Origin of the sequence: Bacteroides sp. OF04-15BH, from assembly GCF_003477995.1 — a bacterium.
Taxonomy (GTDB): Bacteria; Bacteroidota; Bacteroidia; order Bacteroidales; family Bacteroidaceae; genus Paraprevotella.
In genome coordinates this window covers 36,627-59,781 of sequence record NZ_QUEM01000007.1, presented here as the reverse complement: position 1 = coordinate 59,781, position 23,155 = coordinate 36,627, and the positions used below count along the sequence as shown (strand labels likewise).

General features: G+C 47.6%; 13 protein-coding genes. 5 read left to right on the top strand and 8 right to left on the bottom strand.

Translation table 11 applies throughout. The features are described 5' to 3' along the window. Window positions 1–39 precede the first annotated feature (39 nt). The 8 genes from DXA74_RS04610 to DXA74_RS04570 form a co-directional block, all read right to left on the bottom strand. Window positions 40–1,653 (bottom strand): TlpA disulfide reductase family protein, encoded by a 1,614-nt coding sequence (locus DXA74_RS04610; RefSeq protein ID WP_158576017.1) that lies wholly within the window; start codon window positions 1,651–1,653, stop codon window positions 40–42. A 98-nt stretch (window positions 1,654–1,751) separates the two neighbouring features. Further along, window positions 1,752–3,266, bottom strand: coding sequence for a TlpA disulfide reductase family protein (locus DXA74_RS04605; protein ID WP_118525652.1), 1,515 nt, complete (start codon window positions 3,264–3,266; stop codon window positions 1,752–1,754). A gap of 45 nt (window positions 3,267–3,311) precedes the next feature. Beyond that, a complete protein-coding gene (locus DXA74_RS04595) occupies window positions 3,312–4,913 on the bottom strand; it encodes a hypothetical protein (RefSeq protein WP_147401033.1) in 1,602 nt (533 codons plus the stop codon). 588 nt (window positions 4,914–5,501) lie between these two features. After that, window positions 5,502–6,107, bottom strand: a complete 606-nt coding sequence (locus tag DXA74_RS04590; RefSeq protein ID WP_118525650.1) for a TetR/AcrR family transcriptional regulator — start codon at window positions 6,105–6,107, stop codon at window positions 5,502–5,504. A 657-nt stretch (window positions 6,108–6,764) separates the two neighbouring features. Further along, window positions 6,765–7,886, bottom strand: coding sequence for a VWA domain-containing protein (locus tag DXA74_RS04585; RefSeq protein ID WP_118525649.1), 1,122 nt, complete (start codon window positions 7,884–7,886; stop codon window positions 6,765–6,767). 149 nt (window positions 7,887–8,035) lie between these two features. After that, complete coding sequence (locus DXA74_RS04580) at window positions 8,036–8,536, bottom strand: 3'-5' exonuclease (protein ID WP_118525710.1); 501 nt, start codon at window positions 8,534–8,536, stop codon at window positions 8,036–8,038. 45 nt (window positions 8,537–8,581) lie between these two features. Then, complete coding sequence (locus DXA74_RS04575) at window positions 8,582–10,039, bottom strand: sulfatase (RefSeq protein ID WP_118525648.1); 1,458 nt, start codon at window positions 10,037–10,039, stop codon at window positions 8,582–8,584. Next, the gene (locus tag DXA74_RS04570; RefSeq protein ID WP_118525647.1) at window positions 10,036–14,076 is read right to left on the bottom strand and encodes a hybrid sensor histidine kinase/response regulator transcription factor; all 4,041 of its coding nucleotides are present in this window, start codon (window positions 14,074–14,076) and stop codon (window positions 10,036–10,038) included. The genes DXA74_RS04575 and DXA74_RS04570 overlap by 4 nt, the downstream gene beginning before the upstream one ends. A 225-nt stretch (window positions 14,077–14,301) precedes the next feature. On the opposite strand from DXA74_RS04570, the gene DXA74_RS04565 reads away from it, so the two are divergent. From DXA74_RS04565 to DXA74_RS04545, 5 genes are all read left to right on the top strand, one after another. Then, entirely contained in the window at window positions 14,302–15,849 is a 1,548-nt protein-coding gene (locus DXA74_RS04565; protein WP_118525646.1) for a sulfatase, read from the top strand. Window positions 15,850–15,878: 29 nt separating this feature from the next. After that, on the top strand, window positions 15,879–17,102 hold the full coding sequence (locus tag DXA74_RS04560; protein WP_118525645.1) for an alkaline phosphatase family protein: 1,224 nt from the start codon (window positions 15,879–15,881) through the stop codon (window positions 17,100–17,102). A 137-nt stretch (window positions 17,103–17,239) separates the two neighbouring features. Beyond that, a complete protein-coding gene (locus DXA74_RS04555) occupies window positions 17,240–18,352 on the top strand; it encodes an acyltransferase family protein (protein ID WP_118525644.1) in 1,113 nt (370 codons plus the stop codon). An 11-nt stretch (window positions 18,353–18,363) separates the two neighbouring features. Further along, window positions 18,364–20,934, top strand: a complete 2,571-nt coding sequence (locus DXA74_RS04550; protein WP_118525643.1) for a glycoside hydrolase family 3 N-terminal domain-containing protein — start codon at window positions 18,364–18,366, stop codon at window positions 20,932–20,934. Between the two features lie 28 nt (window positions 20,935–20,962). Continuing rightward, window positions 20,963–23,155: a glycoside hydrolase family 3 N-terminal domain-containing protein gene (locus DXA74_RS04545; RefSeq protein ID WP_118525642.1), complete on the top strand. Its 2,193-nt coding sequence runs from the start codon at window positions 20,963–20,965 to the stop codon at window positions 23,153–23,155.

Genomic DNA, 23,155 nt, shown 5'->3' with positions numbered 1-23,155 from the left:
TGAAAAGAATGGGAGCAGTCACAGAATCTGCCTGCTGTATCAATGCCCCAGATGCTGCTCCAGAATAGCTTCTACCTCTTCGGCAGAGGGACGGATGGCCGCAATTTTCCCTTCAGGGTCCACCAGGAACAGGCAACCACCGGAATTTCCGATGCCATGTCTTAACCAGATGCAGAACTCGTCACGCAGATCAATCAACTGCACCCAGGGATAGCCGTCCTCACGGATTGCCTCCAGCGCATCGGAAACATACTGTTCGCGGGCAATACCTACCACCGTAAAACCTTTATCGGCATACTTCCGGTAGACGGGAATCATTTCTTCCGAATGCTGACGACACGGGCCGCACCAAGAAGCCCACAAGTCAACCAATGCCCATTTCCCTTTGATCAGTCCATTCACAGAAACCTGTTTTCCGGTCAGATCTCTGGCCTCAAAAAGCGGATACTGCTCCCCAACTTTCATCTGTATTCCGGCCTTCGTCATATATTCAAGATGCTTTCCCAAAGAATGTTCGCTCCAAAGAGGGGCAAAGTTCCTTTGATAAATCTGATAGTAAGGCTGCAGTTCCGGCGAATTTTCATCTATAGCCTCGGCAATCAGCTGATATAACCGGTAAAGTGCCGGTAACGAAGGAGACTTGGCCATCTGAGTGACCATCGTCCGGTTGATCAGTGACCAGATACGGTCTACGTTTTTACGAAGCTGGGTATATTCGGGTGAATACATTTTCTGTGCCTCCTTCAACTGAGCGCGTTGCTTATAAATCTGATCGATACTGTCGTCCAAAACTTGATCTTCTCCCTGCTTCTCCTTTTTGGCATAAAGAGCCTGCAACTGCTCATGCAAGGTGAACGCTTCAGGAGTCAGTTTCTGCTTCGGAGACATTTCTCTCATGGTTTTGTAATACTCGTCCAACTGACATTCGTCTCCCCGTCGATCCGTTTCCTGCCTGATTCGTTTCCATTCCTGATTCGCAGCCGTGGCACGACATAACTCGAGATCCGTTCCCTTAGGAAGAATGGTAATTTCATTTTCTCCCTGCTCCACAAAGAAAGGAATCACATACCAGCTGCCCTCCATATACTCATCCCATTTTGTCAGCATTTTCACCTCCGGCTTGTCCGTGTAATAAATATAGTCAAAGCGGTTACCACGCACCGGTATGGACAAAGGTGGCCGCACACGATTGTCTTGGTCAAAATCATAAAACAACAGACGCACACAAGGGCGTTCGCCTGCAACCGTCCCCTTGATGCGACAGGCGAACATCTCTTTGGAACGAGAAACCGGACGCACATTCAAAGCAGTAAACAAAGTATCGTTTTTCCGATCTATCCAATGTACGGCCTGGTCACGGGCATCAATAGGTTCAAAATAGCATTTGAAATCACGGCAACCCGAATCAGGCATGACCACCTGCTTATCCAGTTCAAAGCCTTCTGCCTTAACCAAACGGTAAGTCTTGCCGGTCTGGCATCCGTGCAGCACTCCGGAAGAAGACAATCGTAACCAATAGCCGGGCTGATAATATACAGTAACATCAAAAACCGTTTGCTTCTGATCTGTCGCTGTACGATAAACCTCAATGCAATCTTGGTGATTCAGACTGCCGGGATAGTCCACCACCGTCTGCGCCGTCGCATTTGTCATAAAAAGAGCGGCTATACCCACGGCAAGGGTATTTTTTGTAAAAAAAGAAACATGTATCATCTGGTATCAATTTAGGTATAAATATTCTACGATCATCTTTATTTCTTGACATCTTCATCTATTGCCCGAAGAATGGTTTCCACCAATTCATCTTCACGGAATGCTGTCTTCTTATAAATAAGATGACCGTTCTTGTCAATAATCAGATAGGAAGGCCAGCCGGTCAGTCCATATTGGGAAAAGATTTCATTTGACAGGGTTTCCTCTATCCGATAATGCACTCCGGGCATCCCCGCAGCCATATTCTTCCAAACAGCTTCCGGCGAAAGCTCATCCGTTACATATATGGTTACCAATCCTTTCTGGGACAGTTTCTCATGATTCTCTTTAAAATCCTTGATTGCCTGACGACACGGTCCGCACCAAGTGCCCCAAAAATCAATCAGAATCACTTGTCCCGCATATTTTTTTGTGATTTCAGCCAGAAATTTTTCACTTTCCTTGGCTGTCGTTTCCTGAAAAACGAATTGTTTGTTCCTTTTGCGTTTACGTTCTTCAAGGGTCTGTTTGAGCCTTTCATTCTTCTTCTGGAAATAATTCCGGATAGAAGCATTCTCCAACTGCGACAACGATTTCAGCTCTTTCTCTGTAAGCGGTGTATCCTGGCTCAGAATTACGGAATAATAGTTTCCCCTAATGGCATCCTGAATCACTCCCTGCTCTCCTCCAAGCAAAGAAAAAGTATACCGCCATCTCATTTGATTCGTAGAATCCGTAATAACATCGCTATTATATCCCCGGGCAGCAAGGTTATCACCCTTTCGTCTTATCTGATCGACAAACAGAGAATCGCCAAAAAAGGCATACTCATAACGATTCACCACTGTCGGTAACTGAGCCGAATAAGCCTGCATCAAAGTATTTCCTCCAACCTCTGAAGTAACCCGACGCAAAAAGTCTTCTCCCAAATTTTCCGTATTCACCAGTTTTTCGGGAAGCAGCAGGACATTAACCATATCAGATTGAAAATGCAACTTTAGCCATTCTTTGGTTATGGGCTTCAGATCCATCGAATCCGCCTGAAGTGCCAAATCATGATAGTATTTACGCACCGAATCATAAAAATCGGCAGGCGACATCGGACTGACTTTATTATGTACATTTCTATAAGACTTCCATATGTCAAGCGTAGAGCATCTTACCAATTCATTATTCAGTTCAGCCAACGGTCCACGGCATTCCAACGAATATTCCTCTCCGGGCATTCCGGATTTCAAATCCAACGTAACGGATACAGAATCACCGGCTGTGAGTACCAGAATACCATACCACGGACCAATCCGGAAATAATATCCCTGGCGAGTGGCATACATGGGAACTTCCATACGAAAAGAACCGTCCTCATGGATTTCTGCAGTAATGGTTCCAAGGTCGTCATAAGGCATATAAGCAAAAGTTTGCACCCTCATCTCCGGAGCGTTCTTCTCATAACCGATAATTTGTCCTTTAAGAATAGCCGGAGTATTCGTCCACTCGGGAACAGGAAGCAAAGATTGTGCCCCAACGAAAAGCACAGTCATCATCAACAAAAATAATATCCAAATTTTTTTCATACAATATAATATGGTTTATAAAATGCTGACAGCATTTCTGTAATCCTACTCGTTTGCCAATTGCTCAAATTCCTCCACAGTCAGATCATAACTTGAGAGCTTCAGCAATTTTCCTTTTTTATTCATGATCAAGGTAAATGGAATGCCCGAGAACTGGAAATGAGCCTCCAAATAGGCCCAGTCTTCCGGATGGATAAAGATATGCTCACCCTGAATTTGATTCTCTTTCAACCAAGCCTCAACAGATTCACGGGGAGAGGCCGCCTCATTGCAGATATACAGGAACTTCACCGGCTTACCTTTCAGGGCTTCTACGATTTCGCGCTGTTGCAGCATTCCGGCACGGCAAGGGCCGCAACCCAATCCCCAAAAGTCGATATAAAGCACATTGCCTGCATAGGGACGGATGATACGCTGGAACACACTGTCGTTCTCCAACGCTTTCTCCTCCTCAACCGCCTGCTCCCGAACGCACTGGCGATAGAACTGCAACAGATGGAAACGCACCTGAGGATAAGTGATATAAGGCATGATGGCAAGGAGCCGTTCGGTCAGACGGTCTATATTGAACGCATCCAGATTCTTGTACGCATTTCTGAAATGTTGGCAAAGCGCAACCTGAAAGGAGAAATTATTGTCCATACCCGTACGTTTCTGATACTTCTGGAATTGCTCCTCAACAAAGTCACTATATGTATAAAGCGCACCATCTCGCAACGCTTTGGCCTGCTTCAGAAAACCGGAATCATAATGCTGGGGCAAAAGGTAATCGATGCCATACCCAACCAGATCCTGGTTCGGATTATCCGGATCGACCAAGGCTTCTCTGGTCACTCCGCCAAAAGACAGGAAAAGAGCATAGTAATAAGTCATTCTGTTCTGAGGTATCCTGGCATTATCGCCCATGATAGAATAAGGGTTGTCCAAAAAATCGGCTTTATACTTACTTAAAAAATGAAAGAGTTTCTTATTATCCAGCGAAGGCTTCTCTTCACTCACCATCCATCCTCCAAGAGTAGGCATAACTTTTTGATAAAGCGTCAAGTCTAAAATATCAGAAACCGGCTCGTTCAGCAAAGAAGCCCGAAGAATTTTGCGAGTCAGCGGCAGGCAGTCCGCAGGAAGCGACCGGTCTATCTCCTTTCTGATTTTCTCGAATACCTGAATTTTAAAGTCTATATAATCATCATAGACCTTCTTGGAATCGTTCTCTCCGGGAGAGGTTCTGTATTCCGACAAGAACTTCTTCCTAAGAGCGGGATAGTAACGGTTAACCTGCGCGGTAACATTGTTCCCCAAAAACTCCATTCCCTTTTCGGCATCATAAACCATATCGACCGTATCGCCCGCCATTAAGAAAAACTGTCCGTTCAATCCGCTCCAATAAGCAAACTGACTGTGAGGTAAAGGAATGTTTTCCTGAATGCTGCCATCCGGACGAACCTGCACCAGATAATTGGCATCCTGATTTAAAAACAAATTCCCAAGATGAAGGGTAAGATGTTTGGGCATCGTGCCCATATTCTTTATCTGTCCCCGAAGCACACACGTACCGCCTCGGAATTCATAGCCGTCATCGGCCCAAAGCAAGGAAGAAGCCTGGCCCCAAAGGCAAAGCAACAACAGGGTAAAAAGTCTACGTAACATTTTCATGGTCTTATTTTCTGTGAGTTCTACAAATTTTAAAAAGGACACTGGCGGAATTAAACTGGCCCTTAAAAAAACAGTCTATTGATTCGTTTTTTTGCAATAGATAGATTGCAGGATAGTCCGGACGCTCATATTCCGGATTATCCGGACAAGCAATCCCTTTGTATCTTTTGCGTAATTTCTGATAATCATGTTCCTTTCATACGCACATTTTTAATTTTTTCATGATTTAAAGATTAAATGAATTCGGATAAATTGAAACCATCTGAAAAGCTTGATTTACATTATGCCCATAATTCTTTTATAAAGAAAAAGAATCAGCAGAAACTATGCAAATCCAATAGATTAATATTAATAATTATTAATCTATTTTTTAAAAGAAGACTGAGAAATATTGATCTTGTTTTAGCTGTTTCTCCGTTTTAAAGTACAGAATTCTGTTTTAAAAGATTCATATAATCCGGAGAAACAGTCTAAACAAGGTAAAAGAGGATGAGAGTTCCCAATATAAAATATATTCTAGATATGATTGTTATTCTTTTGATTAGAAAAGAAAATGAATGATGGATTCCGATGGTTCTGTTGCTACTTTTTAAGTAATTTATAGATATTCTGGAACTGCAGTTTCAATTCCATCGTATTCAGTCCCATGCTTAATGCGTCCAGATAGGCTTGTCCGTAGAAGACGTTCATGAACAGTCTTGCCGTGGTAATAACGTCAATATCTTCCTTGATCTCCTTGTTTCCGATAGCGGCCTGAATGACTTTAATCCATATCATCAGTTCCTTGTTTCGGTTTTCCAGATATTGCTGGTGCAAGTCGGGGAAAAAGTTACAGACCTGCAGGATCAGAGCCATATAAGCACGGCTTCCGTTCTCTATGGTAGCGTCAATCTTCCGGAATCTGGCCATCGTCTCCTGACAGCTTTGAACATACGCATCCATGAAATCCTTCAGGCTTTCGAAATTCATTTCCTGCAATTTAAAGTCCAGATTCTGAGAATCAATCAGGTAATGGCGTATGACATCGTAAAACAATCCCAGCTTGTCTTTGCAGTAATAGGTAATTGCTCCGCGGGTCATTCCGGATTCCTTTTCTATATCGGATATGCTGACGCCTTCGTATTGCCTTGTAAGAAACAACTTAAAAGCCGTGGCGTACAAATGCTCTTTTCTGTTATTCTTATTCATGTGCCATATTTTTTGAGGATGTGTTTACAAAATTACAAAACTGAATATCTGCTGCAAACTTTTTCATCTGTTTTTTTGAAAGAAACATAACAATTATTATCTAAGCGTCAAATTCATCGTATAGCTGAATCCTTGTCCTTAAAAAGCGTAGTGAAGTAAAACAGAAATATCTGCAAAATGGGAGAAACACAAGCAAAATGACGCTCCATCACGGAATAAGCTTTCGCTTGCTTCCTTTCAAACAAACAAAACAGAAAGAATAATCTATAAATATTCCGTTTTGCAACCGGTTTTTCTCATAATAATACAGCCTTTATGCAAAAAACACCTCTATATGTGTGCTAAAACCGGACTGAGAATATCCCAAATTATGAGAGTAGATGCCTTTTTTCATCATAATGACCGGCAACATTCATCCTGATGACAGAAACCAATCATCGGGAAGGCTTCAAAAAATGACTTGGAAACCATGCAGCCGCGCTATCTGCTCTCAGTTTCGGGCAGTACTTTGAATCCATATCCACCAGTGCATCAACCTTTTAAAAAGAAAAGCTCCGTCTGAGATTCTCATTTTTGAATCCCGGACGGAGCATCACCGTATATTTTCAAATCTGAAGCCTTCGAATTGACAAACTGTCAAAAGGAAGAAATACAAGATCAATCGAATCTGTTGCGTTCTTCATCGTAGCTCTCGAAGATGCTTTTTATCTCATGGTCCGTACAATGTCTGGCAAGCGCATCGAAACGGCTGCGCGATTCTTTTGAACCTCGGGCCATCGCTGCAATCTCCACCAACTGGGCCGTCTTCTCCCCATTCTCAAAAGGCACACAGATACCGTTGGTCATCCGCGACAATTCCTTATACCAGGGAGCATCGGTTATGGTCACCGTATCAATCTTGATTTTCATCCGCGCAGCCTTCCGGGCCTCTTCACGCCAGTCTATCGGGTTGTTCACTACGAAATTCTCATAGGAATAGCCCACCGGATGGGGATTGGCATCGGAGATAAGCAGCACGCTCCGCGTGGCATGCTCGCGCCACGGAGTTTCTTCCACAATCTTTCGGATTACCAGTTCATAGAATTCGTCACCATCACCTCCGTTTGTGTCCTTTGACTCCCGGACAAATCTGATGATTTCATTCTCATGGTCCGTAGGCATCAGGCACTGGTAAGCATCGCCAAACTCCTGAGCATTCTTCATATCGCAATAATCGCCGAAAGCCACAATACCGATACGCAGATCCTTGTTCTCCCGAAACAGGCGGGGAATCAGTTCGGCGACTTCCTTCCGCACGGCATCGATATAAGCTGCCATAGAGCCTGTAGTATCAAAAGCTATGACCATATCCAGCATACCGACCTCTTTGGGAGCAATCTTCTGCCATCGTTCTTCCTTGGGTTGATCCGGTGACTCTGAAAAATCCGGCTCCTCGTACTCCATAACGTAAACCGGATGATGGCTGTCACCTCCCCAATAGGCCATCGGATACAGTTTCCCCGTTAATTTGTTGTAATTTGAGTGGAGAGGACTCATGGCCCGCAACTCCTTTAGCTTGCGACTCAGTTCATACAGACTTGTTGCAAAAACAAAATTCCAGTAAGAACGAGTCTCTGAAGCATAGTCATCAGCATCAAAACAAGGATACCGCTCCGAATCATAGCCCACATAAATGCCGTCCTTGGCCTTCCTTTCGAATGCACAACATATCATCTCTCGCACATCGTTAAATGTCACTCCCAAAACTGTTATTGGTTCATCGAATTTGAATGTCTTCATAAATAAACTCCTTTCTTTTTGTCTTGTTTTTATAATGGAGGGGCTTATGACGCTGAATCTATCAGAATTCAAATACGAAAATGGAAATGAAGCGCTAACCGTAAAATTTTTCCACGGCAAAGAGGAAGAGAAGAGCTTCGCAACCATTCTCAGACCGAAGCAAACAGCTTGCAGGCAATGCAGGCACAGGCTTCAGCATCAGCCAGAGCATGATGATGCCGTCTCAGATCATAACCGCACAGTGCGGCCACCGTATGCAACTGATGATTGGGGGCTTTCGGAAAAGCACGGCGCGCCACCCGCAAAGTGTCGTAAAACACATAGTCGGGATAATCCATCTGATAACAGCGGAACACGGCCTTGAGACAACTCTCGTCGAAGGATTTGTTATGCGCCACCAGCGGCAGTCCTTCAATCATGGGGGCCACCTGCGCCCACACATCCGGAAAGAGAGGAGCCTCATCCGTATCGGCACGCGTCAGCCCGTGCACCTGCGTGCAACGATAGGTATAGTAATTCGGTTCGGGCTGAATGAGGGAATAGAAAGAATCTACGATCTCCCCGTCGCGCACCACCACTACACCCACACTGCACACACTGGTACGTTCAAAATTGGCGGTTTCAAAATCTATTGCTGCAAAGTCTTTCATTTCATTGTCTTTTAAAATTATGTATTCGGAATCGGGCACCGGTCCTTACAGCACTCCGGCTGCCGGGTCCTGTTTTTCAACCAACAACTCTTTCAGCCGGCGGTGCATCTTCTGCGCCCGCTTGCTCTGTTTCTCGGCCAGATTTTCCATCTGTGCCGGATCGTTCTTGCGGTCGTACAGGTGTCGCTCGGTGATCACTCCGTTCTTGAAGCGTACGGCATAGGTGTAGCGCGCATCACGCAAACCGCGGGCACCGGTGGTGAGGTGCTTGCCTTTCTTGTTCACTTCGCTATAAAGCATATAAAGCTGCTCGCGCGGCATCTTCTTACGGCTGCCCCGGATCTGCTCGCTCAGGTCGCGCGTCTGCACCGTGGCCGGAATCTTTTCCTTCAGTCCCATCAGAGAAAGGACTGTGGGACAGAAATCTTCAAGCGACACCAGCAGGTCGTCGTCCATACGGGGTGTGAGATGTCCTTTCCACGACACCATGAACGGCACACGCATCGCCTCTTCATAGAAGATATTCTTTCCGATATTTCCGTGCATGCCCATGCTGTCGCCATGATCGGACACAAACACCACGATGGTATTCTCCAACAGTCCGTTTTCTTCCAGACTCGCCATGATGCGCCGGAACTGGTCGTCCACCCCGGATATGCAGGCATAATAGTCGGGCAGACTGCGCTTGAAATATTTCACGAACTTGGGGTCTGCATCACGCAGATGCGGCATGGTCTGCACGATGGAGTCCACATTGAGATTCTTATAGCACTTATATTTTTCGGGCACCAGTTCGTAACCGGTGTGCGGAGGATTCATGGACACCATCAGGGCAAAAGGCTGACCGCTGTGCGCCACACTGTCGATATAGTTGATGGCCAGATTGGCCTCATACTCCGGTCCCCATTGGTTTACATAGTAAAAGTCCTGCCGCCCGCCATCAGCATTCCAGTACAGCGGACGCAGATGCTGGTCATACGTGCCATAGGCCACCCAATAGTCGAAACCGTGACGGCGGTGTGGCGGGCACCATTCGTTCCAGGCCATATTGCCCCGGTTGTTGGCACAGTCGATAAACGGTTCCACCGGTTTGTCCAGATGCCACTTTCCGATGTAGGCGGTGTGATAGCCCTCGGACTTCAACACATCCGACCAGCAGGTCAGATCTTCACGCAGTTCCACATCCTGCACGGCCGAGTGCGACTGGCAATTGGTGAGCACTCCGTTGCGATGGGGATAAGCGCCGGACAGGAACATGCCGCGGGCCGGAGAAGAAACCGGATAACCGCTCACGGCCTGATTCAGCACAACCGCATTCCGGGCAAATTCATCGAAAGCGGGTGTCTGAACCCTTTCGCGCCCGCGGAAACTGAAAGCGTCGCCGCGGAACTGGTCAGCCATCACGACCAGAAGATTCGGGCGAGCACCCTGTTCTGCCCGGGTCTGCACCCAAGGTAAGGCAGAACAGCAAAGAAGGAAAGAAGGTAAAGAAACGATTCTCATAAACGTTGTTTTAATGTTTGACAAGAGTCCTGAAGATTGGCCTGCATTCTTTTCTGATAATCAGAAGGAGAAACTCCAAACTGCTGGCAGAATCTTTTGGCAAAATATGAAGGGGAGGAAAAACCGACCTCATAACAAATCTCACTGATCCGCAAACGGCCATCGGCCAGCAAGGACGCGGCGCATTTCAACCGGTAAGTGCGGAGATAATCATTGGGAGTCATTCCGGTCAGTTCCTTGATTTTCTGAAAAAAGATACTGCGCCCCATTCCGATGTGCGCTGCCATGTCTTCTACAGACAAAGAGGAGTTCTGCAATTCGCCGGCAATAAACTGATCGAGCCGCTCCAAAAAATCCCGGTCGGTATGATTGGCACACAAGGTCTCTGCATGTACCTCGGGATTATGGAAGAACTCTTTCTTCAGATTCATGCGGTTCCGCAACAGCGCACTCACCTGAGCCTGAAGCACTGCTGCCGAGAAGGGCTTGGTGACGTACAGATCGGCTCCGGAGTCGAAGCCTTCGACCTGACTGGCTTCATCACATTTTGCCGTCAGCATCAGCACCGGAATGTGCGATGTCCTGACATCGTTCTTCAGTATGCCACACAATTCCACTCCTCCCATTACCGGCATCATCAGGTCAGTCAGAATCAGATGATATTCATGAGTACGGACCTGCTCCAGGGCCATTTGTCCGTTATCACACACATCTACCTGATATTCCGGCACGAACAGGGAGCGGATATATTCTTGCATCTCCTTATGGTCTTCCACAATCAGCAGGTGCAGTTTTCCGTCGGCTACTACTGCCTCCGGCTTGTCCGCACAGTCATTCGGCCGAAGAAGAGCCTCATCGGCCGCTTCGGAATCAGACTGCCGGACCAGCTCTCCCTGCTTGGGCAACAGCAGTTCAAAGCAACACCCTTTCTCCGGATTCTGACGGACCTGAATGGAACCGTTCTGAAGTTCCGTCAGACGCCGGGCCACAAATAGTCCGATACCCGTTCCGGCTGTCGCCATGCCGGCATTGTCGGCCTGATAGAAAGGTTCAAAGACTTTTTTCTGCTGCTGCGGGTCTATTCCGGGACCGTCATCACTTACGGAAAGGAGCCAGAAATGGCGGTCCGACGATTCTCCCAACACCACCTGAATCTTGGTTTCTGCAAATTTCAGGGCGTTGGACAACAGATTATAAAGCACTTTGATAAAGGCTTCCTGATCTAAAAGAGCGGAACATTCTTCCGGCGGGCAATTCCACTCCAAGGCAAGCTTCCGGTGTTGCACTTCGGGTTGGAAGTCCTGCACCACCTGTCCGGCCAGAACACGCACATCCCAGCTTTTCAGATGAATGCGATAGGATTTCTCCTCTATTTTCCTGAAGTCCATCAATTCGTTCACCAAAGAAAGCAGGCGCCGGCCGTTTCGCTCCATGACTTGCAGATCGGCATAAGCCGGTGTTGCTGGCGGAGTCTGTTTCTTGACATGCTCCAAGGGACCGAGAATCAAGGTAAGCGGGGTGCGTAATTCATGAATCATACAGGTGAAAAAGTCCATTTTGGAATGATATAATTCCTGCTCTTTCTGAATATGCAGCAAACGGATCTCTTCCTTATGCTTGTTTCGGTATGCCCGGAAAAACAGATAAACGGTCGAGAGGACCGCAAACAGGTAGACCATCTTCATGGGCCAGGAAAGCCACCAGTAGGGATGCACCCGGACAGTGACCGACTTTTCCTCACTCCAGATGCCATCCTTATTGGCCGTACGGACGCGAAACGTGTAGGTTCCGGCCTGAAGATTGGTATAACTCACGGAATGTACTCCCTCCGACAAGCGCTGCCACTCCTTTTCAAAAGGCTCAAGCATATACTCAAACCGGTTGCTCGTCACATCGCTGTAGCTGGACGAAGCAAACTGGAATCCGATACTATGATGCTTCTGCTCTACATCCAGATGCCCGGCATATTCTATCGATGCCGGGAGAACGGACCCCGCATCTCCTGCTGCCACCAACTGGTTCTGCAAGAAAAATCCGGTAAGAAACACTTGCGGGCGCACTTGGTTGAAACGGATTTTCTCGGGACGGAAAGTATTGATTCCCTGAACGCTTCCCAACACTACCAGCCCATCGGAGGTAAGGATTCCGGAGTTGTTCTTGAACTGATCGGTACGCAAGCCGTCGTGCGAGGTGTATTGTTTGATTTGCCGGGTGGTCAGACTATAGGCATACAAGCCGCGGTTTGTCGTTATCCACAGGTAGTCCTGCACGGGAATGATCCTGAAAATAAACAGTTGTCCGAGCACTTCTTCGGCCAAAGGAAGCAGCACTCCGTCTTTCTTGCCATAACACCAAAGTCCGTATCCCTGAGTACCTAAATATACGGATTGGCCGTAAGGGGTCAGTGTGGTCAGTTCATTGGTAGGAAGCTTTGCTCCGGTGCTGTCCGCACATGTCCATTGCCGGACCCGACCGGTACGCCTGTCCATGCAGAAAAAGCCTTCGGAAAGGGTACTGATCCAAAGATTGTCTTCTTCATCGGCCCGGATGGCATTCACCTTGCACGAAGGAATCCGGTCCACTGCAACCGGAGGCCGGTGGCCCTCCGAACGGTACAGGCCCGACGCCGTTCCTATCCACAAAATGCCCTCCGTATCTTTATAAAAGGCATAAACCGAATTGGAAAAGCCGGGATTCTTCGCATCCTTCCGATAATTCATCTGTGCTCCCGTACGCAGGTTGATGATATCCATACCCTGACCGAAAGTGCCGACATAGAGTTCATCTTCATGGCAATAAACCGTCTGCACGTTCTTCGGGCTGTAACGGAACAAAGCCTTAGGGGCAGCATCCAGATGATGCACCCGATCGGTCGCACGGTCCCAGTAACTCAGACCGCCATCTTCAAGACCGATCCACAGATTGTGGCGCGCATCTTCTGCAATGCCGCTCACGACATGACCTCCCAAAAGCTGGTTGATCTGCTGGTGGTCCTGAAAATTTCCGGCTGTAGGCGAAATATAGTTAACCCCTCCGTAAAAGGAAGCAATCCACAATCCTCCCTCGCGGTCGCAATACACCTTTTGCAGATTATGGTCGTTCAGGGCATTCTGACGATTGTAATCGGGAGCAATCCAGTTTAGAGACATCCGCTCCAGCGAACAGGCACACACGCCTTTGTCGGTAGCCAGATAAACCGTGCCCTCTGTTTCGGTCATGGAGCGTATTTCGCAATCCGGCACCAGCAGTTTCGCTTCATTTCCGGAAAAAGTCAGCTCACGGTGCTTTTCTCTTTCCAGAACATAAAGCCCGCGATTGGTGCCCAACCACAAACGCTGTCTGGAATCCACCAGAAGTGATAAGATACAGGTGCCATTCAAAAAGGGAAGACGCTGCCGGTAAACTCGTCTCCAACTGTCCGAACCGGCACTTCGGGGGGCAAAAGTATGCACGGTACCTTCATAAGTCACCGCCCGGACTTGACCTGCGGCATCCTCATGAAAACCGGTAACCATGGACAATCCTTCGGCCACCGCATCTGCCAGATGAAGCAGTTTCCGCACTCGCGGATTCCATAAAAAGATATCTCCGTGTTGCGTTCCTATCCACAAAAGACCGTTACGGCCTGCCTGCAAAGCGGTGATCCGCGCATCTGGAGTTTTTCTCCCGGGGACAGTGAAATGCAGGACATGTGCTTTTTCGTGAACGGGGTCCCAATAGGCCAGCCCTTCGGATGTTCCCATCCAGATACGCGACGAATCGTCTATGGCCAATTTACGGATTACCTGTTCCCCTTTCTTCTGCGGTATCGGGTTCTGACAGACCAGCTTCAGCTGATAACCGTCATACGAATAAAGACCGTCCCATCCTCCAATCCAGATACATCCTTTTTTATCCTGCGCCAAATCAAAGACCGCATTCCGCAGCAAGCCCTCGTTCACGGTTAAATGGCGCACCTTAACCTCGGAAGGAACGGCCCGCAGCTGCAAGAAAAAACAAACGGTAAAAAGAAAGGAAAGGATATATCTGAAATACATCTTGATGTGTTTAATATGGTTTGATACAAAGGTAATAAAAGCTTATCTTCAAAAGCCTGCCAAAGAGCAGTAATTTCACTCTTTGTACAATAATTGCATGTTTTTGTACGATTGTTTCAAACTGTAAAGCTCATTTTTTATATTTTCGCAGAAAACTTTATAACTGATACAGAAAAACGTTACCGGTTATCCTTAATGTATCATGCAAAACAACAGTTATCAGATATGAACAGATTTTTATTGCTGAGCACAGCGCTGTTTCCTTTAATTGGCGTGCATAACCACATCAGCGCAAAAGACAACCGCCCCAACATCATCCTCTTCATGGTTGATGATATGGGATGGCAGGACACCTCTCTCCCGTTCTGGAAAGAGAAAACTCCCCTGAACAGGCGTTATCACACTCCGAATATGGAACGTTTGGCCCAGATGGGCGCCAAATTTACATCGGCCTACGCCTGCAGTATCAGCTCACCGACCCGCTGCAGCCTGATGACGGGCACCAACCAGGCACGCCATCGGGTTACCAACTGGACCTTCGGCTATAATTCTTCGACCGATGCCCAGGATCCGGATCTGGACATGCCTTTATGGAACGTCAACGGCATCCAGCCAGTGGGCGGCATAGAACGTTCGTACGAGGCAACCTCATTCGTACAGATTCTAAAGCAGAACGGATACCATACCATCCATTGCGGAAAAGCACACTTCGGCTCGCAGAACACTCCTGCCGCCGACCCGCTGAAATATGGTTTCGAGGTGAATATTGCCGGACATGCCGCCGGAGGTCTGGCCTCTTATCTGGGCGAGCAGCGCTACGGTCACGACAAGAACGGAAAACCGGTCAGCGGCTTCGCCATCCCGGGCCTGGAAGCCTATTGGGACACAGATGTCTTTGTCACCGAAGCACTGACCCGGGAGGCAATCAAGGCACTCGATAAAGCCCGCTCTCAGGACCATCCTTTCTTTCTGTATATGGCACATTATGCCGTGCACATCCCCATTCAGGCAGACAAACGTTTCCTGAAACGTTATCAGGACATGGGGCTTTCGGCCACCGAAGCAGCCTATGCCACTCTGGTCGAGGGCATGGACAAAAGTCTGGGAGACTTGATGGACTATCTGGAGAAAAACGGAGAGATAGACAATACGATTATCATCTTCATGTCGGACAACGGCGGACTGGCAGCCTCAAGCCGCACGCCCCCGCTGGGTGTTCAGAACGCTCCGTTGCGCAGTGGAAAGGGATCGGCTTACGAAGGGGGCATCAGAGAACCGATGATTGTCTATTGGAACGGAGTGGCACAGCCGGGAAGCACCATCGACAAATATCTCATTATTGAAGATTTCTTCCCCAGCATTCTGGAAATGGCTCAAATCAAAAAATACAAAACGGTCCAGCCGATTGACGGTGTGAGCTTCGTTCCGCTGATAACCGGAAAGGGAGATCCGTCTAAAGGCCGTGCCTTATATTGGAATACGCCCAACACATGGTATGGCGGTGATTACAGACATCAGGGCATCGGACAGACTTGCGCCATCCGCAAGGGGGACTACAAGCTGGTTTACTGGTACAAGGACGGCAAAAAGGAACTCTATAATATAAAGGAAGATATTGCCGAAACCAAGGATCTGGCCACCCAGAATCCGAAACTCGTAGCCAGACTCTCCAAAGAACTGGGCAGATTCCTCAGAAAAGTGGACGGACAAAGACCGACTTTCAAGACCACCGGAAAAGCCTGCCCCTGGCCGGACGAAACAAATCAGAATTAAAACATAACTCTTTTAAACATCCCGATATCATGAAAAAAATATTCTTATTACTCGCCATTCTGCTTACCCAACTGCAACTCACAGCACAGAAACGCAAAGCAATATATATCGTCTTGGACGGAATTCCTGCCGACTACATCGAACGGGTACATCCCAAAACCATCTTTGAAATAGCGGAAAAAGGGAATTATGCACGGGCCATAACCGGAGGAGAAATCGGAAGATACTCGGAAACACCGACCATCTCTGCCATCGGATATATGAATATGCTGACCGGAACCTGGATGAACAAACACAATGTAAACGGTAACTCCAATCTGAAACCGAACTATAATTACTGGTCGCTGTTCCGGATTGCCAAATCTCAGGACACGGATTACAAAACGGCCTTATTTTCCAGCTGGACTGACAACCGCACCGTACTCATCGGTGCCGACAAGCCGGAAACAGGAAACTTAAAGATAGACTATGTGTATGACGGATACGAACTGGACAAACAGAGATTTCCGGAAAAAGCCAACAACATGCACATCTTTGAAATCGACTCTGTGGTCTGCCACGAAGCTGCCAAGTGTATCCGCGAGAAAGCCCCTGATTTGAGTTGGGTATATCTGTGGTATACGGATGCCGGCTATCATCAATATGGAGACGGCGCCTATATGGACCAATACGTACGGAAGACTGATGAACTGATCCGACAGATATGGGAGGCCGTGCAATTGCGCGAAAAAGAATATAACGAAGAATGGCTGGTCATTGTCACCACCGACCACGGACGTGATGAAAGCGGTTACCATCACGGCAGACAATCGGAAAGAGAACGCAGCGTATGGATTTCGACCAATGCCGCCAAAGTAAACAGTCACTTCCAGAGTCCTTCATTATCATTGGTGGACATCCTGCCCAGCATCTGCTCCTACATGCAGTTTGAAATGCCTCAGGAAGTAGCTTTCGAAAAGGATGGCGTTTCTTTCTTGGGCAAGAATGATATCTCTGATCTGACGACTCACCCTTATGACCAATATGTCACTCTGAAATGGAACTGCACCAAGTCCAAAGAGGATGCCACCATCTACATGGCTACGACCAATAACTATAAAGAAGGAGGCAAGGATGAGTGGATAAAAATCGGTACCACAAAGGCCAACAAAAAGGAATTTACCGTTGACCTGAACAAATACCCGAAATCAAAGTTCTATAAATTTGTGGTGGCAACTCCCAACAATCTGATTACGAAATGGATTTTTAAATAAAAACATATTTGGCACAGACCATCCTGTTCCTAACTATCAGAGGGTATTCCTGCTGCTGGAAATAGGATGGTTTATGCAGTCCCCGATATTCGTTTACCGATAATCTCATTTTTGCAACGACCTACATACAGCATACCATGAAACAACGTTTGGAATCATTAGACATCTTACGGGGTCTGGATCTTTTTATTCTGGTGTTTTTCCAGCCTGTATTCATGCGCCTGGCACAGGCGCAGCCGGAAGGCAACTTTTTACGACTCATTCAAGAACAGGTCTTTACCCATGTGGAATGGGAAGGACATCATTTATGGGATCAGGTCATGCCCTTGTTCTTATTCATGGCAGGAACTTCCATCCCTTATGCATTTGCCCGATATAAGGAAGAAAGACATTTCCCGAAGTCCGCCTTTTATCGCGTCGGCAAACGGGTGGTCCTGCTCTGGATTTTCGGTGCCATCGTTCAGGGGAATCTCCTGGATCTTAATCCCGATACCTTTTATCTATACACAGATACCTTGCAGGCCATTGCCTGCGGCTACCTGTTCTCTGTGATTCTCTTTATGAATCTGTCAGCTAAAGGCATGCTGGTCGTCACTCTGCTTTGCCCCCTGATCTACACGGTCACGATGATGACAGGCGACGGATACCAGCCGGGCACTAATATGGCCGAACAAATCGACCGGATGATTCTCGGACGGTTTGTCTATGGTTCTTATGTCATGGACAACGGAGAAATCGTCTTTGCCGACTGGTATCACAACAGTTGGCTGTTAAGCTCACTGAATTTCATAGCAACCACCATGAGCGGTGTGCTCACCGGAGTCATCTTAAAATCCCAGATGACCGGAAAGAAGAAAGTGCAGGTTCTGCTCTTCAGTGGCATCATCTGTCTGCTGGCTGCTTACGGTCTTTCTTTCGCAGAGCCGATCGTCAAGCGAATATGGACCAGTTCCATGACTTTCCTGTCTTCTGGAATTTCCATTCTCTTGATGCTGTTCTTTTACTATTGGGTGGATATCCGGAAGAAAGGACGGTTCTTAAAGTGGCTGAAGATTTACGGCATGAATTCCATTCTGGCCTACATGCTGTATAATACCATGAATCTGAATTCTCTGCTTCAGCAATGGTTACACGGAGTGGAACAGTTCGCGGGGAAGTATTATCCTTTCGTTTTCGAATTGTGTTTTGTCTCTCTGATCTTCCTGATCCTGAGACACTGTTATCAAAAAGGTATATTTCTTAAAGTATAAAGAACAAAAACATGAAACAGCTATATGCTCTCCTGATAGCCGGCCTCTGCACTTGTCAGACGGCACAGGCAAAGGATTATATCAAATATAAGGATGCTTCTGTCCAGGTATCGGAACGCGTCGAAGACCTCATGGCGAGAATGACGCTCGATGAAAAAGTGGCCCAACTGATGCAGATGGGCAGCCACATGATTGTGCACGACGGGAAAGTGGATTTGGGCAAAATGAAAGCTATTTGCCAGAAAAACGGAATCGGCTTTTTTGAAGGGATCACCCTCACCAGCGAAGAGGCCAACAGAATCATGAGCGAGGTGCAGCACTATATGATAGACAGCACCCGGTTGGGAATTCCGGTCTTTACCATTACCGAATCACTGCACGGTTCCGTGAACGACGGCGCAACGATCTATCCGCAGGCTATAGCTCTGGGCAGCACTTTCAACCCGGAACTGGTTTATCAGATGACCGCCCATATTTCGGAAGAATTAAAAGTGCAGGGAATTACCCAGAGCCTGACACCCGTTGTCGATGTCTGCCGAGATTTACGCTGGGGCCGTGTGGAAGAATGTTTCGGCGAAGATCCTTTTCTGGTTCGTACGATGGGAGCCCATCAGGTGAAAGGATATATGGATCAGGGAATTTCGCCCATGCTGAAGCATTTTGGAGCCCACGGTAATCCTTCCGGAGGCCTTAATCTTGCATCCGTGCATTGCGGACAAAGAGATTTGCTTTCCATCTATCTCCAACCCTTTGAATATATCGTAAAGACTGTGAAGCCTTGGGCCGTCATGTCTTCGTATAATTCCTGGAACGGAGTGCCCAATTCTGCTTCCGAGTATCTGATGACGACTTTACTGAGAGACGAATGGGGTTTTCAGGGATACGTATATTCTGACTGGGGCTCCATCGACATGCTGGATTATTTCCATAAGACTGCACGAAACCGGGCAGAAGCGGCTTATCAGGCGTTCCATGCCGGACTGGATGTGGAAGCCGGAATCAACTGCTATCAGAACCTGAAGGGACTGGTGGCCTCCGGCTTGCTGGATATGGAGGATATTGATCGGGCGGTGCGTCGGGTGTTAACCGCCAAATTTGAAATGGGACTGTTTGAATACCGCTTTCCAACCGAAAAAGAATTCAAGAAGCATCTGCATACTCCCAAACAGGTGGCGCTGGCACGCAAACTGGCCGAAGAATCCATCGTCCTGTTACAGAACAACGAAAAACTTCTTCCTCTGGACATCCACAAACTGCACTCTGTGGCGCTGATTGGTCCTAATGCCCATCAAGTACAGTTTGGAGATTATACCTGGAGCAGAAGCAACGAAGACGGGGTTACCCTGTTGGAAGCCTTCCGGAAAAGAGCCGGAAATAAAATCCGGATAGAATACGCCAAAGGCTGTGACCTGCATACGGACACAACTTCTTATATTCCACAGGCTGTAAACATGGCTAAGAACTGTGATTTAAGTATTGTTGTTGTAGGTTCGGCCAGCGCTTCCCTCTCCAGAGACTATTCCAATGTGACCTGCGGAGAAGGATACGACCTGTCGGACATGACACTGACCGGAGCGCAGGAGGAACTGATCAAGGCCATACATGCCACCGGAAAACCGGTTATCGTTGTCCTGCTGTCGGGCAAACCCTTCGCCATGCCGTGGGTAAAGGAAAACATTCCCACCATTCTGGTACAGTGGTATCCTGGAGAGCAGGGAGGCTATGCCTTGTATGATGTACTGTTTGGTGAGGTAAACCCTTCCGGAAAACTCAACTACTCTTTCCCGAAAAGTACAGGAAACATGCCTTGTTACTATAACCATCTGCCCACAGACAGAGGATTTTATCACCAGCCGGGTAAACCCAACCAACCGGGACGTGATTATGTGTTCGACACTCCTGAGCCTCTTTGGGCTTTCGGTCATGGATTAAGCTATTCAGAATTTGAGTACTGCGACATGCAAACGGACAAGGAAGAATACGATATGGACGACACCATACATATTGATGTAAAAGTCCGGAATCTGAGCGACATTCCCGGAAAGGAAGTCGTGCAGGTTTATGTCCGGGACCTGATATCCAGTGTGGTGACTCCGATTCAGGAACTGAAGGCTTTTTCTAAAGTAAATATTTCCGGAAAAGAAACAAAACAGGTAAATTTGTCCATACCGGTACACGATTTGGGACTGTATAATCAGGCCATGAAATATGTGGTAGAACCGGGCGAATTCGAAATACAGGTTGGCGGCGCATCCGACAAGATTGCTTTACGGAAAAAAATCGGTGTGGCTCTTCATGAAGAAAAAAAGATCAATCTGGAAAAACAGGAAAACACAACCCGAAAAATCAAAAAAGAAAAAATAACGGTTTCGGGATATGTACGCGACGTGCAAGCCAACCCGGTAGAAAATGTCCGAATCGAGAGTGAGGGACAAAGCGTATCGACCGATTCGGACGGATTCTATCAGATAACGACCTACTCTACGGCTACTCTACTCGTAAAAGGACAACACATAGAATCCAAGAAAATACCTGTTCAGGGCGAAGCAAACATCAATATTGAAATCGTAAGAAAGAAATAGAACTTACAGAATCTTAAACGTATAGATCATGAAAATACTGAAAATATCTTTGCTGTGCACCTCGCTGTGGGGAGCCAACGGCGCTTATTCAGAAAACATTCCGGCCTATAAAGACCGGCATCAGCCCATAGAAGTCCGCGTCCAAGATCTGCTGAAACGGATGACTCTGGAGGAAAAGATTGCGGAACTGAACCTCATGCCTTATTATACGCAAAGGGATGCCAATATCAGAAATCTCATAAAACAAGGTAAAGTCGGTGCCTTACTCAAGGCCAACGGAGCCGCATTGAACCGTTCCCTGCAAGAAATCGCCATAAAAAACAGTCGCCTGAGCATTCCGCTGATATTCCATGAGGATGTCATTCACGGATATCGTACCCTCGCACCAATACCCCTGGCAGAATCCTGTAGCTGGGACACGGTTCTGGTACGGAAAAGTGCTGCCGCAGCGGCTCTGGAGGCCACAGCCGCCGGAATCCAGCTGACCTATGCCCCTATGGTCGATGTATCCAACGATCCGCGCTGGGGACGCATCATGGAAACTTCCGGCGAAGACGCATTTCTGGGAGCCGCTATGGCTACGGCACGTGTCCGAGGATTTCAGGGGGACGAACTGAACGACCAGCATACTCTGGCTGCCTGTGTCAAGCATTTTATCGGTTATGCCGCTCTTCTGGCCGGACGGGATTATCTCAACACCGATTTCTCTTATCGGGATCTTAAAGAACGCTATCTGCCGCCCTTCCAGGCTGCGGTAGATGCCGGAGTATCTTCTGTTATGTGTTCTTATACTTCTTATGACGGAGAACCGGTCACGATGAATCATAAGATAAACACGGAACTGCTCCGGAATGAAATGCAGTTCAAGGGATTATACATGAGCGACTGGTCGACATTGACTCATGCAGTTGAAGAAGGGGCAGCCGAAAACGGACGCGAATCTTCACGACGGGGAATGCAAAGCGGCGTAGATATGGACATGACTTCCGGCCAATACTCCAAATGGCTCAAGGAACTTGTGCTTGCAGGAGAAGTCGATTCTTCACTGATCGACCAGGCTGCCGCAAGGGCACTGACTCTGAAATTCAAGACCGGACTGTTTGACAATCCTTACCTTTATTTTGACACGAAAAAAGAAAAGGAAATCACCGGTTCATCCGCCATCAGACAAACCATGCTGGATATGGCTCGCGAAAGCATGGTTCTGCTGAAAAACGAGTCGTCCGTACTGCCGCTTTCCGGAAAAGAAAAAATAGCGCTCACCGGACCGTTTGCCAATATTCAGACGGACCTGATGGGGTCATGGACCATGAAAGGCCGTGCCGAAGAGGTCATATCGGTATGGAACGGTTTCTGCAAAAAGCTTCCTCAAGAACAACTCATCCATGCCGGATGCGCGTGGAACGGAGTAACACCGGAATATCTGGCCACATTAAAGGAACAGGTTAAAGAGGCTCAGGTGATTATTGCCTGTATCGGAGAATTCTCTTTCAACATCGGCGAAGCGGTTACTACCGGCAAACTGCAAATACCGGAGGAACAAATACAAATGCTTCAAGTCCTGAAAAGTACCGGAAAGCCCGTCATTGCCGTACTGTTTAACGGCCGGCCTCTGGTCGTGGACGAGATTCTGAAATCCTGCGACGCTCTGCTGGAAGCCTGGTATCCGGGAACGATGGGCGGAGAGGCGGTTGCCTCTTTGCTGCTCGGTGAGGAATCTCCGTCGGGCAAACTGACACAAACCTTTCCACGGCACGCCGGACAAGTGCCCATCGCCTATAATTTCAGAAGAAGTTTTGGCCGAATCGAACATAACGACTTGGGAAAAGGTCCTCAGTTTCCTTTTGGCTTTGGACTGACTTACACGACATTTGCCTACGGAGAACCGGCCACAGACCGCAAGGAATATACTTCCGGCGACACGGTCCGAGTAAGGGTAACGGTGCAGAATACCGGAAAGAAAGCAGCCAGAGAAATCGTACAACTATACATTCGTGACGAAGTTGCCACCATCGTTCCCCGAGAAAAGGAACTAAAAGGGTTTGCCTCCGTAAAACTACAACCCGGTGAAAGCAAAGAGATCCGGTTCGAACTTCCTTCCGAATCCTTTATGATCTGGAACAACCGGATGGAAAAAGTTCTAGAACCGGGCTCCTTTAAGATTCTGACCGGAAGCAACTCAGAGGAACTTCAAGCCACCACAATCCAATTCAAACCATAA